This is a genomic window from Streptomyces sp. NPDC002130 (genome assembly GCF_040296465.1).
Classification (GTDB): domain Bacteria; phylum Actinomycetota; class Actinomycetes; order Streptomycetales; family Streptomycetaceae; genus Streptomyces.
Genome location: NZ_JBEOXI010000019.1, coordinates 16,895 through 30,799 on the forward strand (window position 1 = coordinate 16,895; position 13,905 = coordinate 30,799).

Consider the following 13,905-nt stretch of genomic DNA (forward strand, 5'->3'; position numbering starts at 1 on the left):
TCGTACGGGAGCCTCGATCCTTCTCCGCCACGAAGCAGCCGACCCGGTGCTCCGTGCCGGAGCGTCGACGAGTACGGGTAAGTCGGACAAATGGGATGATCGTCGTATGACGCGAACCGACGGGTACCTCCTGGCGAACCGGCAGACCGAGGCGGCGGAGCACTTCAGTGCCTTCGCCGCCCTCTTCGACCCCACGACGTTCCGGCACCTCGAAGCGCTCGGCATCGGATCCGGCTGGCGGTGCTGGGAGGTCGGCGCCGGCACCTCGGTGGTGGCGTGGCTGGCCAAGAAGGTCGGCCCGACGGGACGCGTCGTCGCGACCCACACCGACACCTCTTCACTCGCCTCCGCCGCCCGGCCACCGGTCGAGGTGCGGCTCCACGACCTCGGCGCGCAGGAGCCGCCGGGGGAGGGCTTCGACCTGGTCCACGCCCGCCTCGCCCTCGTCCACGTGACCGACCGGGAACGGGCCTTGCGGTCCATGGCCACGGCACTGCGCCCCGGCGGGCGCCTCCTCGTCGAGGACGCCGACCCAGCGCTGCAGCCCCTTCTCTGCCCCGACGAGTACGGGCCCGAGCAGCAGCTCGCGAACCGGCTGCGGCAGGGCTTCCGCCGACTGCTCGCCGACCGCGGGACCGATCTGCCCTGCGGCCGGACACTGCCGCGGCTGCTCCGCGACGCCGGACTGACCCGGGTCCACGCCGATGCCTACTTCCCCCTCGCCTCGCCGGCCTGCGCGGCCCTGGAGTCCGTCACGATCCGCCAGATCCGCGACCAGCTCGTCACCGCCGGCCTCGCCACGGACCAGGACATCGACCGGCACCTGGAGAACGTCATGTCCGGCACACTCGATCTGACGACGGCTCCGATGATCTCGGCGTGGGGGCGTAAGCAGTAGCGGGTGGGGCCGTCAGCCCCGCACGGGCGGTCTGCCGCCCACCTGCTCCACCGCTCGCGCACCCGCCCGGCAGCCCTCCGCGGCCGCGTCCCGCGGCCCCGCACCCGCGAGCAGGGCGGCGAGGAACGCGCCGGTGAAGGCGTCACCCGCCCCCGTGGTGTCCCGTGGTGTCGCAGGTACGGCCGGGACGCGGGCGCTCACCTTCCCCGAGCGGGCCACGAGTGCCCCCTCGTGGCCCTGCTTGGCGACGACCAGCGGCACACGCAGGCTCAGCTCGGCCGCCGCCTCGGCCGCGTCCGCCAGCCCCGTCAGCAGGCACGCCTCGTCCCGGCTGGGAAGCAGCACGTCCACGCCCTCGACGAGCTCGAGGAACCGCTCGGCGCCCAGCTCCGCCAGGAAGCCGGCCGAAGCCGGGTCCAGGCTCACCGGCACCCCCCGGGCGCGTGCGGCTCCGAGGGCCACCGTCACCATGGCCCGGCTCGGGTCGGAGAACAGCAGGTAGCCCGAGAGGTGCAGCCGGGCCACGCCGTCGAGTAGCGCGTCCGACCAGTCGGCGGGTCCGAGCCGCACCGACGCGCCGCTGTCGGTGAGGAACGTCCGTTCCGCTGAAGCGCCCCCGTCGACCATGCAGATCACCGTGCCGGTCGGCGCCAGCGGGTCGATGACGAGCTGCGGACGCACCCCCTGGGCGACCAGCTCCCGCTCGTGCCATGCCGCCGCATCCGCCCCGACGCGTCCGAGCAGCCGCACGTCCGCCGCTCCCCGGTGGGCCGCCCAGCACGCCACGTTGGCGCCCGCTCCGCCGGCCACCGTCCGGATCCTGGCGGCCGTGTCCGTGCCGGGCGCGAGCGGCCCTCGGTGCCGCGCGACGACATCCGTGATGACGTCCCCGACGACCAGCAACCCCCGGCCCGCCTCGGTGCCCGTGCTCCCGGAGGCCGTTCCCTCTCCCGGGCCCAGCAGCCCCTGGCCCTCCTCGGCGCCCGTGCTCCCGGAGGCCGTTCTCCCTTCCGGCCCCGCGCCGCCGGCCGCCGTCATCCCCGGGCCCAGGCCGCCGCGATCCGTGCCGCCAGGCGTACGTTCCCCCGGACCGCCGCCAGGTTGGCGCTCAGGGAGGCGCCGTCCGTGTGCCGCACCAGGTGGTCGAGCAGGAAGGGAGTGACCGCCTGGCCGGTGACGCCCTCCTCCGCGCACGCGTGCAGCGCCTGCGCGAGCACCCGCGCGTGCAGGTCCGGATCCAGCTGCTCGTCCTCGGGCACGGGGTTGGCGACGATCAGCGCCGACTCGGGCCCGTCGAGCGCGTCCTGGGCCCGCATGACGTCCGCCACCTGCCCCGGCGTCTGAAGCGTCCAGTCCACCGGGTGCCCGGAGTCCGAGAGGTAGAAGCCGGGGAACCGGCCGGTGCCGTAACCGGCCACGGCGACCCCCAGCGTCTCCAGCCGCTGCAGGGTCGCCGGTACGTCCAGGATCGACTTCACCCCGGCACACACCACCGTGATGCGGGTGCGCGCCAGCAGCCCCAGGTCGGCCGACTCGTCTTGCGTCGTCGTCCACTCCCGGTGCACCCCGCCGAGCCCACCCGTCGCGAAGACCCGTACGCCCGCCAGCGCCGCCAGCAGCGCCGTCGCCGACACCGTGGTCGCCCCGCTCGCCCCGGACGCCACCGCGAGCGGCAGGTCACGGTGGCCGAGCTTGCGGATCCCGTCCTCGTTCGCGACCCGCTCCAGCTGCTCCTTGTCCAGGCCCACACACGGGCGTCCGTCCAGCACGGCGATCGTGGCGGGCACCGCGCCCTCCTGCCGTACGGCCGTCTCCAGCTCCAGCGCCACCTGGAGGTTGCGCGGCCGCGGCAGCCCGTGGGCGATGATCGTGGACTCCAGGGCCACGACGGGCCGGCGCGCGTCGATCGCCTCCCGCACTTCTTCGGACACCACCAGCACCACGCGCCTGCCTCCTGTCAGTCGGTCAGTCGTCTTCCCTCATCTCTGGCGAGCGGCGGACCGGGCCAAACCCTTGCGGGCAGCCGGAGTCGTCACGAGCCTGGGGGCATGACCGATCACACACGTCTCGACCATGTCGTCCTCTGGGTGCGCGACCCGCTGGCCGCCGCCGACTTCTACGAGAAGGCCGTCGGCCTGGAGGCGGTCCGGCTCGCGGAATTCGCGGCGGGTGAGGCGCCGTTCCCCTCCGTGCGCGTCAACGGCGAGACCATCCTCGACCTCATGCCGCTGAGCTACGCGGAACGCATGACGATGCTGCCCGGCTCCGCCGACAGCGCGGGGCACCCGGTCAACCACGTCTGCCTGTCGTTGCCCCACGGCGACTTCGACGCCCTCCTCAGCCGTCTCGAAGAACGCTCCGTACCGACGTCGGACCTCGCGCACGGCTCCTTCGGAGCCCAGGGCAAGGCCGCCCGCAGCTTCTACTTCCGCGACCCGGACGGCAACGTCTTCGAAGCCCGGCACTACGACTGACCGAGCCCGGAACCCCATCGGCTCGCAGAGGAGCGGCGGCTCTCAGAAGAGCGGCTCGGGAAGCACCCCCTCCAGGGCGAGCAGCCTCCGCTTGGTCTCCAGGCCGCCCCCGAAGCCGCCGATGCCGCCGTCGCTCTCCACCACCCGGTGACAGGGCACCACCACCGGCAGCGGATTTGCGCCCATCGCCATGCCCACGGCCTGGGCGGCGCCCGGCTGGCCGACGCGCCCGGCCAGGTCGCCGTATCCGACGACCTGGCCGTACGGCACGCCCGAGGCCAGTTCGCGCAGGACCGCCCGGTTGAAGCCGGAGATCAGCGACCAGTCCAGAGGCAGGTCGAAGTCGCGCCGCTCACCCGCGAAGTACGCCTCGAACTGGCGTATCGCCTCGGCCAGCAGCGGCGAGCCGGGCGCCTCGACGGGCTCGGTTCCCAGCCGCGACGCCAGCCGCTCGACGGCCCGGTCCCGTACCGCGTCCGTGGCGTGGAACACGACGTTGACCAGCCCGTCCCGGCTCGCGGCCAGCAGCAACGGCCCGATCCCGCTGTCGACGACCGCCCACACGATGTTCGGCTCGACCTGCTCTCGGCTGTCCATGCGCCCACAGTAGGACCCGCCACTGACAACGCCGCCGGGGCGGAACTCCGGATCAGCCGCCCACGGCCTTGCGCACCACGTCCGGCTTGTTCGTGATGATCCCGTCGACGCCGTAACCGGCGACCCGCCGGGCCGTCTTCGCGTCGTCGACCGTCCAGGCGAAGACCTTCATCGGCCTGCCGTGCGGTCCGTCGAACGCCTGGACGGACGACACGTACGCCGGGGAGAGCGAGCTGTGGGAGGGGTTGATCTGGTCGACGAACTCGGCGCAGTCGAGCAGGTCCGGCAGCCGTGGCGTCCCCAGGAGGCCGGTCTTGACGCCGGGCTTCAGCTCGTGCACCGTTCGCACGCTGTCCGCGCTGAAGCTCTGCACGATCAGCCGGCCCGTCAGGTGCGACCGGTCGAGCCAGCCCTCGTTGCTGAGGACCGCCAACGTCTGCCGCTCGATGCCCGGGTACAGCTCCGGGTTCTTGATCTCCAGGAGCAATTTCTGACGATGATGTTCCAAGCGGCGCACGAACTGCTCCAACGTCGGCACGCGCACGCCCGCGTACGCGGGAGCGAACCAGCTGCCCGCGTCCAGACGGGCGATCTCGGCGGCGGTGAAGTCCTCCACCTTCCAGGGGGCCCGGTCGGGAAACACCTCCTCGGCGTCGGTGGTGCGCCGGAGGTTGTCGTCGTGGATGACGACCAGCTCTCCGTCCCTCGTCCGCTGCACGTCGTTCTCCACCCAGCGGATGCCCAGGTCCGCAGCTCTGTCGAGGGAGGCCAGGGTGTTCTCGGGCGCGTACGCGGAGGCCCCCCGGTGCCCGATGACCAGCGGGGACGTGTCACCACCCGCGGCGTGCGCGGGGGAGACGGGGAACAGGAGAGCGGCGGTCCCCAGGAGTGCGGTGGTCGAGGCGGCAACAGCGCGCGCGTGCATGCGTACTCCTCGCGACGAGCGAACGGCAACATCACAGACAGCACAACTGTGACAGCAGAGGGTCAACGCGAGAGGGGTGCAGGATGGCCACACGTTGAACGGAGATCGCCCAACTCCGCTCACTGGTACCGCACAACTGCGGCAAGGCCGTGTTTGTTTGCCGGAAAGTCGTTCGACCATTCCGGTGGGGGTCATACTCTCTGCGTCGACCCTGACCGCTTGTGCGGTCCTGGGAGGGGGCGCACATCAGGAATTCCGGGACGTACGAGGGCGGGAAGGGCAGCCGCGCATGCAGGGCACGGTCGACGGATTCAGCTACGGCCTGGTCACCCCCCTGGTGGCCTACTTCATGGCCTGCCTCGGCGGCGCGCTGGGCCTGCGTTGCACCACGAGATCCATGCTCGTCGCCCAGTCCTGGCGCCCCGGCTGGCTCGCCCTCGGCTCCGCCGCCATCGGCTCCGGCATATGGACCATGCACTTCATCGCCATGATGGGCTTCACGGTCCGCGGCACCCCGATCCACTACGACAAGGCGATGACCTTCGCGAGCCTTGCCGTCGCGATCATCATGGTGGGCATCGGGATCTTCATCGTCGGCTACAAGGGCGCGCGCGGTACGGCCCTGTTCACCGGCGGCACCATCACCGGTCTGGGCATCGCGTCGATGCACTACCTGGGCATGGCCAGCATGAGCCTGGACGGGAAGCTGGAGTACAACACCGTCACCGTCGGCATCTCCGTCGCCATCGCCATGGGCGCCGCCACCGCCGCCCTGTGGGCCGCCGGCCAGGTCAGGGGCTTCCTGTGGAGCGTCGGCGCCAGCCTCGTCATGGGGCTCGCCGTCAGCGGCATGCACTACACGGGCATGGCCGCCCTCAGCGTTCACCTGCACGGCACGGCCGAACCCACCACGGGGGAATCGCCCGCGACACTGCTCGCGCCCATGCTGATCGGCCCGCTCGCCTTCCTGCTCCTGGCGGGGGTGGTGGTGATGTTCGATCCGCTGATGGTCATGGGGAAGCCCACCGTCGTCCCCGCCGAGCACAAGCCCGGCATCCCCGCCCACACCCACGTCCGCCACTCCGCCCACCGCCTGCGGTTCCGCCCCCGCCGCACCGTGGAGCACCGGGGGTCCCGCACCCCGCAGAACCGCTGATCAGAGCCCGTTGTCAGTGCGGGGTCGTACGGTGGAACCCATGCGGCCCGTTTCAAAGATCGAACGCACGGTGGCGCCCTTCGAGGTCGTCAGCCCCTACCAGCCGAACGGCGACCAGCCGACGGCCATCGCCGACCTCGCCCGGCGCGTCGAGGCGGGCGAGAAGGACGTCGTGCTGCTCGGCGCGACCGGCACCGGTAAGTCCGCCACCACCGCGTGGATGATCGAGAAGCTCCAGCGCCCCACGCTCGTGATGGCGCCGAACAAGACGCTGGCCGCCCAGCTGGCGAACGAGTTCCGCGAGCTGCTCCCGAACAACGCAGTCGAGTACTTCGTCTCGTACTACGACTACTACCAGCCCGAGGCCTACGTCCCGCAGTCGGACACCTACATCGAGAAGGACTCCTCGATCAACGAGGAGGTCGAGCGGCTGCGCCACTCCGCGACGAACTCGCTGCTCACCCGCCGTGACGTCGTCGTGGTCGCCTCGGTCTCCTGCATCTACGGCCTCGGCACCCCGCAGGAGTACGTGGACCGCATGGTCCCGCTGCGCGTCGGCGAGGAGATCGACCGCGACGAGCTGCTGCGCCGCTTCGTGGACATCCAGTACACGCGCAACGACATGGCCTTCACCCGCGGCACCTTCCGCGTCCGCGGCGACACGATCGAGATCTTCCCGGTCTACGAGGAGCTGGCCGTCCGCATCGAGATGTTCGGCGACGAGATCGAGGCGCTGTCCACCCTGCACCCGCTCACCGGCGAGATCATCAGCGACGACGAGCATCTCTACGTCTTCCCGGCCTCCCACTACGTCGCAGGACCCGAGCGCCTGGAGCGGGCCGTCAACGACATCGAGAAGGAACTGGCCGAGCGCCTGACGGAGCTGGAGAAGCAGGGCAAGCTGCTGGAGGCCCAGCGCCTGCGCATGCGGACCACCTACGACATCGAGATGCTGCGTCAGATCGGCAGCTGCTCCGGCGTGGAGAACTACTCGATGCACTTCGACGGCCGCTCGCCCGGCTCACCGCCCAACACCCTGCTGGACTACTTCCCGGACGACTTCCTCCTCGTCATCGACGAGTCCCACGTCACCGTCCCGCAGATCGGCGCCATGTACGAGGGGGACGCCTCCCGCAAGCGCACCCTCGTCGACCACGGCTTCCGGCTGCCCTCCGCCCTGGACAACCGCCCCCTGAAGTGGGAGGAGTTCCAGGAGCGCATCGGCCAGACGGTCTACCTGTCGGCCACCCCGGGCACCTACGAGATGTCCCGCTCGGACGGCTTCGTCGAGCAGATCATCCGCCCCACCGGCCTCGTCGACCCCGAGGTCGTCGTCAAGCCCACCGAGGGCCAGATCGACGACCTGGTGCACGAGATCCGGCAGCGCACCGAGAAGGACGAGCGCGTCCTCGTCACCACGCTCACCAAGAAGATGGCCGAGGACCTCACGGACTACTTCCTGGAACTGGGCATCCAGGTGCGCTATCTGCACAGCGACGTCGACACCCTGCGCCGCGTCGAACTGCTGCGTGAACTGCGCGCCGGCGAGTACGACGTGCTGGTCGGCATCAACCTCCTGCGCGAAGGCCTCGACCTGCCCGAGGTGTCCCTGGTCGCGATCCTGGACGCCGACAAGGAGGGCTTCCTCCGCTCCGGCACGTCCCTGATCCAGACCATCGGCCGCGCCGCGCGCAACGTCTCCGGTCAGGTCCACATGTACGCCGACAAGATCACCCCCGCGATGGAGAAGGCCATCGACGAGACCAACCGGCGCCGCGAGAAGCAGATCGCGTACAACACGGAACGGGGCATCGACCCCCAGCCGCTCCGCAAGAAGATCAACGACATCGTCGCCCAGATCGCCCGCGAGGACGTCGACACCGAGCAGCTGCTCGGCTCGGGCTACCGCAAGGCCAAGAAGGACGGCGGGGGCACCAAGGCGCCCGTGCCCTCCCTCGGCAAGACGGCCGGCAACGCCAAGTCCGCCAAGGGCAAGGGCAAGGCCACCGAGACCGTGCCGACCGACCGTCCCGCGGCAGAACTGGCCGGGCAGATCGAGGAGCTGACCGCGCGGATGCGGGCCGCCGCCGCCGAGCTCCAGTTCGAGATCGCGGCCCGGCTGCGCGACGAGGTCTCCGAGATGAAGAAGGAACTGCGCCAGATGAAGGAGGCGGGCCTGGCCTGACAGAGGGCCGCGTACGCGCAGTGTTGCAAGACCGACACAAAGTGCGGACCGGGGTACGGCACTGTCCGTGCCGCTGCGTAGGGTTCTGGTCAACCGCGAGCACGCGGCAACAGGGGACGTTCGAGAGGGGAATCAGCGCGTGACCGTCAACATGACCAAGGGTCAGGCCATCAGTCTGCAGAAGAAGGACGGTGGCAGCCTGACTGCGGTTCGCATGGGTCTCGGCTGGCAGGCGGCTCCCCGGCGCGGCCTGTTCGGCTCGCGCACGCGAGAGATCGACCTCGACGCCTCCGCCGTCCTGTTCGCGGACAAGCAGCCGGTCGACGTCGTCTTCTTCCGCCACCTGGTGAGCGACGACGGCTCGGTGCGCCACACCGGTGACAACCTCGTCGGCGGTGTCGGCCAGGGCGGCGACGACGAGGCGATCCTCGTCGACCTCGCGCGGGTCCCGGTCCACATCGACCAGATCGTCTTCACCGTGAACTCCTTCACGGGGCAGACCTTCCAGGAAGTGCAGAACGCGTTCTGCCGCCTGGTCGACGAGACCAACGGCCAGGAGCTCGCCCGCTACACGCTCGCCGGCGGCGGCCAGTACACGGCCCAGATCATGGCCAAGGTCCACCGCTCCGGCCAGGGATGGACGATGACGGCCCTGGGCAACCCGGCCAACGGCCGCACCTTCCAGGACCTGATGCCGGCGATCCTGCCGGTGCTCTGAGCGCACCCGGGCCCCGGAGTCGCGGGCCCGCCGAGCAGCACCCGACTCCACACAACGACACAGGGGGACGAAGGCGATGACGGCCGAGCTGGTGCGGGGGCAGAACCACCCGCTCTCCCAGGCCCGTCTCGAGATCCGGATCTCGGCCGGTACGCCGATCGTGGCCGTGGCCGCACTCGGCGACGAGAACGGCCGGATCCACGGCGTGGAGTGGGTGGCCCACCCGGGCGCACCCACCCAGCCGGGTCTCGAGGTCCCCCGGCAGGCCGCCGCCGACCACCGTCTCGCGGTGGACCTCGACGCCGTACCGGAGACCGTCCACCGGGTCAGCGTGCTGCTCGCCCTGCCCGCCGGTGGGACGGGACCGCTCCGTTTCGGCGCCGTGGCGGCCCCCTTCGTCGCCGTCACCGGTCTCGACGGCGGGGAGGTCGCCAGCTACACCATCACCGGCCTGGAGGCCGAGTCGGCCGTCGTCGCCCTGGAGCTCTACCGCCGGCAGGGCGCCTGGAAGGTGCGCGCTGTCGGCCAGGGCTACGCGGGCGGCCTCGCCGAACTCCTCGCCGACCAGGGCCTGCTGCAGGCCCAGCAGCTCGCCGCCGGCATCGACGACGCGGTGGCCCAGGGGCTGGCCCGCTCGGTGCAGGCGCCCCCGCCCCGCACGGCGGACGGTGACCGCTCCCGGCAGGCAGCGGCTCCCGCGCTCGGCCCGGACCAGGGCGGCACCGCGCCTCAGCCCGGTCCCGTCCCCCCGATGTCCCCCTACGGCGGTCAGACGCCCGGCGGTCCCGGGCAGCCCGGCCCTCGGCAGCCGTCGTATCCCGGCGCCGCGCCGGACCCCAACGCCGTCACCGAGCCGTCCGCGCCAACGGCCGGCGGCCCGATCGACTACAGCCACCCGCGCCGCCAGAACGCCGCTCCGCCGCCCCCTCCGACCGCGCCCCCGGCCGCACCCGGTCAGCCCGCCCAGCCCGTGGCGGGCGATGCGACCGGCTGGTCCATGGAGGAGCGGCTCTACAACCAGGTGTGGGGCATGTTCGAGGACCTGGCCCGCACCACCGCCGCCTACCGCAGCGCCGTCGACTTCGCCGAGTCACGCATGGACAAGGAGCTGGAGCAGGTCCTCTCCGACCCGCGCAGCCGGATCGGCGGGCAGGGCGACGCCGCCCGCGAGGCGGCCCGGACCCGGCACGCCGAGCTCGTCGCCCAGGCCCGGGAGGCCCTCCACCGGGATCTGACCCAGCTCGCCGCCGAGGCCGACGTCGTGGAACCGGCCCTGCCGCCGGCGTACGCCCGCTGGGACAACCCGGTGTGGCACGCCTACCGGGTGCCGATGGAGATGCCCATGGCGCTGCGCCTGGGTGACCTCCACCTCCCGGAGGCCGACCGGATCCGCATCCCGATGCTGGTCCGGCTGCCGCTGGAACGAGGCCTGTGGATCGACAGCGGGGCGGCCGGATCGTCCGACGGATCGTTCACCGATTCCCACGCCATGAGCCGTCTCGCCATGGAGACGGCGGTCGCGCACGCGGCCCGGCTGCTCGCCGTCCACCCGGTGGGCGAGTTCACCGTCCACGTCATCGACGCGGCGGGCTCGGGGGCCCAGTCGCTGGCTCCTCTCGTGGAGACGGGCGTGCTCGCGGCCCCGCCGGCGCGCGGAGCCGCCGGCGTGGCGGACGTGCTGGGCCGGCTCACCCAGCGGGTCGACCTGGTGCAGATGGCGGTCCGGGGCGGCGCCGCCGACTCCCTCCCGCCCGGCTTCGACACCTCCCAGCAGCTCCTGATCGTCAACGACTTCCCGCACGGGTTCGACGACCGGGCCGTGAACCAGCTGCGCTACCTCGCCGACGAGGGCCCCGCCTTCGGTGTCCACCTGATGATGGTGGCCGACCGGGAGGAGTCCTCCGGGTACGGGCCTTTGCTCGACCCCCTGTGGCGTTCGCTGCTGCGACTGACGCCGGTGGCCGACGATCACCTCGCCGACCCGTGGGTCGGTCATGCCTGGACGTACGAGCCGACGCTCGTGCCGCCCGGCAGCCAGATCCTCCAGCAGGTGCTCCGTCAGGTGGCCGCCGCCCGTACCAAGTTCATGTAAAGCCATCTGACCAGGGTTTTTGGTCTTTCTTTTGCCAAGCACTTTACCTGTTCTTGGTGATTGGGTACTGTTGACGGCACGGAGGGGAGTACTCCCTGTCTGCTGCGGCGTACCCGTCAATACGGATCAGGCCAGATCCCGGGGCGTCGGCCCATCTCTGGGTGGAAGAGACCTCCGGCAGCGACGACGCTGACATTTGCCGTTACGACTGCCGGAGGCGCAGTGGATGTTTCCGTGACCCTATGGGTCCTGACGATCGTGGGCCTCGCCGCCCTCATCGCGGTCGACTTCTTCATCGGCCGCAAGCCGCACGACGTGTCGATCAAGGAAGCCGGAATCTGGACGGTCGTCTGGATCGTGCTGGCCGCGCTCTTCGGGTTCGGCCTGCTCCTGTTCGCCGGTGGTCAGCCCGCCGGTGAGTTCTTCGCCGGCTTCATCACCGAGAAGTCACTCAGCGTCGACAACCTCTTCGTCTTCGTCCTGATCATGGCGAAGTTCGCGGTGCCGTCGCAGTATCAGCAGCGCGTGCTGCTGATCGGTGTTCTCATCGCCCTGGTCCTGCGAGCGATCTTCATCGCGGCCGGTGCGGCGATCCTCGCCAGCTTCTCCTGGGTCTTCTACATCTTCGGCGCCTTCCTCATCTGGACGGCCTGGAAGCTCATCCAGGAAGCCCGTGCCGACGAGGAGGACGAGGAGTTCGAGGAGAACAAGCTCCTCAAGGCCGCCGAGCGCCGCTTCGGCGTGGCGGATCGGTACCACGGCACCAAGCTGTGGATCGAGGAGAACGGCAAGCGGGTCATGACCCCGATGCTGGTCGTGATGCTGGCCATCGGCACCACCGATGTGCTCTTCGCCCTCGACTCCATCCCCGCGATCTTCGGCCTGACGCAGGACCCGTACATCGTCTTCACGGCCAACGCGTTCGCCCTGATGGGTCTGCGCCAGCTGTACTTCCTCATCGGCGGCCTGCTGAAGAAGCTGGTCCACCTCAGCTACGGCCTCTCGATCATCCTAGGCTTCATCGGCGTGAAGCTGGTGCTGCACGCTCTGCACGAGTCCGGGGTACACGTTCCCGAAATCAGCATTCCGGTCTCGCTCGGCGTGATCTGCACCGTTCTGATCGTCACCACGATCACCAGCCTGCGAGCTTCCAAGAAGCAGGCGGCGGCCGAGGCGGCGCAGGGCGGGAGCGGAGGCGCTCCGAAGGACAGCATCGACGTCTGACCGCGTCGGACGTAGGAACAACCATCGCCGGGACCGGTGCTCCGCGAATTGCCGACCGCCGGTCCCGGTGCTTGCTTGTTTGCTGAGCGCGTTCCCCGGCCCGGGGGCCGCCGTGGCCGGCTGGAGGTGCCATGAGGTTCGTGCAGATCATCGAGTTCGAGACCGAGCGTCTGGAAGAGATGCAGCAGGTGCTCGAGGAGGCGGGGCAGCGCAACGCCGGCCGTACGAACGGCCCGACCCACAGCATGCTGCTGAAGGACCGGGACAAGCCCAGCCGCTATCTGGCCGTGATCGAGTTCGAGTCGTACCAGGAGGCCATGCGCAACAATGACGACCCCGAGACCAGCGCGATGGCGGAGCGGCTGGACGCGCTCAGCACCGGCGAGCGGGTGTTCACCAACTGCGACCTCCTGGACGCGCGTGCCCTCAAGTAGCTGCTCAGGACGCTCCCGGGGGCCCGGCACGACCGGTGTGCGGGGCCCCTGCCCGTCTGCGACGATCGCGTCATGATCGCTCGGCTCAGGCGGCTCGCGGCACAGTGGACGACCCTGGTGCCCCTGCTCGCGGTCGTGCTGCTGGTCCTGACCTGGGGTCGGGATCTGCCGGTCGCGGGCGTCGCCCTGGTGACCGTGGTCCTCGCGGGAGCCGTCCTGTCCGCTGTGCACCACGCCGAAGTGGTGGCCCATCGGGTCGGTGAACCGTTCGGCTCCCTCGTGCTCGCCGTCGCCGTCACGATCATCGAGGTCGCCCTCATCGTCACCCTCATGGCCGACGGCGGGGACAAGAGCTCGACCCTCGCCCGGGACACGGTGTTCGCCGCCGTGATGATCACCTGCAACGGCATCGTCGGCCTGTGCCTCCTCGTCGCCTCACTGCGACACGGCACGGCCGTCTTCAACCCGGAGGGCACCGGCGCCGCACTCGCCACCGTCGCGACCCTGGCCACGCTCAGCCTGGTCCTGCCCACCTTCACCACGAGCAAGCCCGGACCGGAGTTCTCCACCGTCCAGCTGACCTTCGCGGCGCTGTCCTCGCTCATTCTGTACGGCCTGTTCGTCACCACGCAGACCGTGCGGCACCGGGACTACTTCCTGCCGATCACCCGGCACGGCGAGGTCATCACCGCCGAGGAGCACGCCGAGGCGCCGACCGCCCTCACCGCCCGGATCAGCCTGGCCCTGCTGGGCCTGGCCCTGGTGGGCGTGGTCGGCCTGGCCAAGGGCGTCTCGCCCACCATCGAGTCGGGGGTGGAGGCCGCCGGGCTCCACCATGCCGTCGTCGGCGTGATCATCGCCCTGCTGGTGCTGCTCCCGGAGACCATCGCCGCGCTGCGTTCCGCCCGCCGCGACCGCGTGCAGACCAGCCTGAACCTCGCCCTCGGCTCGGCCATGGCCAGCATCGGCCTGACCATCCCCGCCGTGGCACTCGCGTCCTTGTGGCTCTCCGGCCCGCTCGTCCTCGGCCTCGGCGCCACGCACATGGTGCTGCTCGCCCTGACCGTGGTGGTGGCCTCGCTGACGGTGGTGCCGGGCCGGGCCACGCCGCTCCAGGGCGGAGTCCACCTGGTGCTGTTCGCGGCCTACCTGGAGCTGGCGATCAACCCGTAGGCACGCTCGAGCGCCCATGCCTCCAGGGC

At 70.8% G+C, this 13,905-nt stretch carries 13 protein-coding genes; 9 read left to right on the forward strand and 4 right to left on the reverse strand.

Features of this window, described 5'->3' with window-relative positions:
- Positions 1 to 106: 106 nt before the first annotated feature.
- Positions 107 to 898, forward strand: coding sequence for a methyltransferase domain-containing protein (locus ABT116_RS05870; protein ID WP_351628371.1), 792 nt, complete (start codon positions 107 to 109; stop codon positions 896 to 898).
- 12 nt (positions 899 to 910) lie between these two features.
- Here ABT116_RS05870 and ABT116_RS05875 read toward each other — a convergent pair whose 3' ends face one another.
- Both ABT116_RS05875 and ABT116_RS05880 read right to left on the reverse strand, forming a co-directional pair.
- The gene (locus ABT116_RS05875; protein ID WP_351628373.1) at positions 911 to 1,936 is read right to left on the reverse strand and encodes a carbohydrate kinase family protein; all 1,026 of its coding nucleotides are present in this window, start codon (positions 1,934 to 1,936) and stop codon (positions 911 to 913) included.
- Complete coding sequence (locus ABT116_RS05880) at positions 1,933 to 2,841, reverse strand: pseudouridine-5'-phosphate glycosidase (RefSeq protein ID WP_351628376.1); 909 nt, start codon at positions 2,839 to 2,841, stop codon at positions 1,933 to 1,935. Before ABT116_RS05880 ends, ABT116_RS05875 begins: the two co-directional genes overlap by 4 nt.
- A 105-nt stretch (positions 2,842 to 2,946) precedes the next feature.
- Here ABT116_RS05880 and ABT116_RS05885 point away from each other — a divergent pair, with 105 nt between their 5' ends.
- Entirely contained in the window at positions 2,947 to 3,372 is a 426-nt protein-coding gene (locus ABT116_RS05885; protein ID WP_351628378.1) for a VOC family protein, read from the forward strand.
- A gap of 42 nt (positions 3,373 to 3,414) precedes the next feature.
- Here ABT116_RS05885 and ABT116_RS05890 read toward each other — a convergent pair whose 3' ends face one another.
- Positions 3,415 to 3,969, reverse strand: a complete 555-nt coding sequence (locus ABT116_RS05890) for a methylated-DNA--[protein]-cysteine S-methyltransferase (protein ID WP_351628380.1) — start codon at positions 3,967 to 3,969, stop codon at positions 3,415 to 3,417.
- 52 nt (positions 3,970 to 4,021) lie between these two features.
- Positions 4,022 to 4,894 carry a glycerophosphodiester phosphodiesterase gene (locus ABT116_RS05895; protein WP_351628382.1) on the reverse strand — a complete coding sequence of 291 codons (873 nt, stop codon included), beginning with the start codon at positions 4,892 to 4,894 and terminating at the stop codon, positions 4,022 to 4,024.
- Between the two features lie 289 nt (positions 4,895 to 5,183).
- Between ABT116_RS05895 and ABT116_RS05900 the strand changes: the two genes are divergently transcribed.
- From ABT116_RS05900 to ABT116_RS05930, 7 genes are all read left to right on the forward strand, one after another.
- On the forward strand, positions 5,184 to 6,050 hold the full coding sequence (locus tag ABT116_RS05900) for an MHYT domain-containing protein (RefSeq protein ID WP_351628385.1): 867 nt from the start codon (positions 5,184 to 5,186) through the stop codon (positions 6,048 to 6,050).
- Between the two features lie 40 nt (positions 6,051 to 6,090).
- Positions 6,091 to 8,235, forward strand: coding sequence for an excinuclease ABC subunit UvrB (uvrB, locus tag ABT116_RS05905; protein WP_351628387.1), 2,145 nt, complete (start codon positions 6,091 to 6,093; stop codon positions 8,233 to 8,235).
- Positions 8,236 to 8,374: 139 nt separating this feature from the next.
- Positions 8,375 to 8,953, forward strand: a complete 579-nt coding sequence (locus ABT116_RS05910; protein WP_351628390.1) for a TerD family protein — start codon at positions 8,375 to 8,377, stop codon at positions 8,951 to 8,953.
- Positions 8,954 to 9,029: 76 nt separating this feature from the next.
- Positions 9,030 to 11,045 (forward strand): TerD family protein, encoded by a 2,016-nt coding sequence (locus ABT116_RS05915; RefSeq protein WP_351628393.1) that lies wholly within the window; start codon positions 9,030 to 9,032, stop codon positions 11,043 to 11,045.
- A gap of 222 nt (positions 11,046 to 11,267) precedes the next feature.
- Positions 11,268 to 12,269: a TerC/Alx family metal homeostasis membrane protein gene (locus tag ABT116_RS05920; protein ID WP_351628396.1), complete on the forward strand. Its 1,002-nt coding sequence runs from the start codon at positions 11,268 to 11,270 to the stop codon at positions 12,267 to 12,269.
- 131 nt (positions 12,270 to 12,400) lie between these two features.
- Positions 12,401 to 12,703 carry a hypothetical protein gene (locus tag ABT116_RS05925; RefSeq protein ID WP_351628399.1) on the forward strand — a complete coding sequence of 101 codons (303 nt, stop codon included), beginning with the start codon at positions 12,401 to 12,403 and terminating at the stop codon, positions 12,701 to 12,703.
- A 72-nt stretch (positions 12,704 to 12,775) separates the two neighbouring features.
- Positions 12,776 to 13,876: a calcium:cation antiporter gene (locus ABT116_RS05930; protein WP_351628402.1), complete on the forward strand. Its 1,101-nt coding sequence runs from the start codon at positions 12,776 to 12,778 to the stop codon at positions 13,874 to 13,876.
- Positions 13,877 to 13,905: the final 29 nt, after the last annotated feature.

Bases quoted from the DNA above. Each gene is read 5' to 3' on its own strand.
- ABT116_RS05870 (WP_351628371.1), top strand. From the start codon at position 107: ATGACGCGAACCGACGGGTACCTCCTGGCGAACCGGCAGACCGAGGCG.
- ABT116_RS05900 (WP_351628385.1), top strand. From the start codon at position 5,184: ATGCAGGGCACGGTCGACGGATTCAGCTACGGCCTGGTCACCCCCCTG.
- ABT116_RS05930 (WP_351628402.1), top strand. From the start codon at position 12,776: ATGATCGCTCGGCTCAGGCGGCTCGCGGCACAGTGGACGACCCTGGTG.
- ABT116_RS05925 (WP_351628399.1), top strand. From the start codon at position 12,401: ATGAGGTTCGTGCAGATCATCGAGTTCGAGACCGAGCGTCTGGAAGAG.
- ABT116_RS05885 (WP_351628378.1), top strand. From the start codon at position 2,947: ATGACCGATCACACACGTCTCGACCATGTCGTCCTCTGGGTGCGCGAC.
- ABT116_RS05875 (WP_351628373.1), bottom strand. From the start codon at position 1,936: ATGACGGCGGCCGGCGGCGCGGGGCCGGAAGGGAGAACGGCCTCCGGG.
- uvrB (WP_351628387.1), top strand. From the start codon at position 6,091: ATGCGGCCCGTTTCAAAGATCGAACGCACGGTGGCGCCCTTCGAGGTC.
- ABT116_RS05915 (WP_351628393.1), top strand. From the start codon at position 9,030: ATGACGGCCGAGCTGGTGCGGGGGCAGAACCACCCGCTCTCCCAGGCC.
- ABT116_RS05890 (WP_351628380.1), bottom strand. From the start codon at position 3,969: ATGGACAGCCGAGAGCAGGTCGAGCCGAACATCGTGTGGGCGGTCGTC.
- ABT116_RS05895 (WP_351628382.1), bottom strand. From the start codon at position 4,894: ATGCACGCGCGCGCTGTTGCCGCCTCGACCACCGCACTCCTGGGGACC.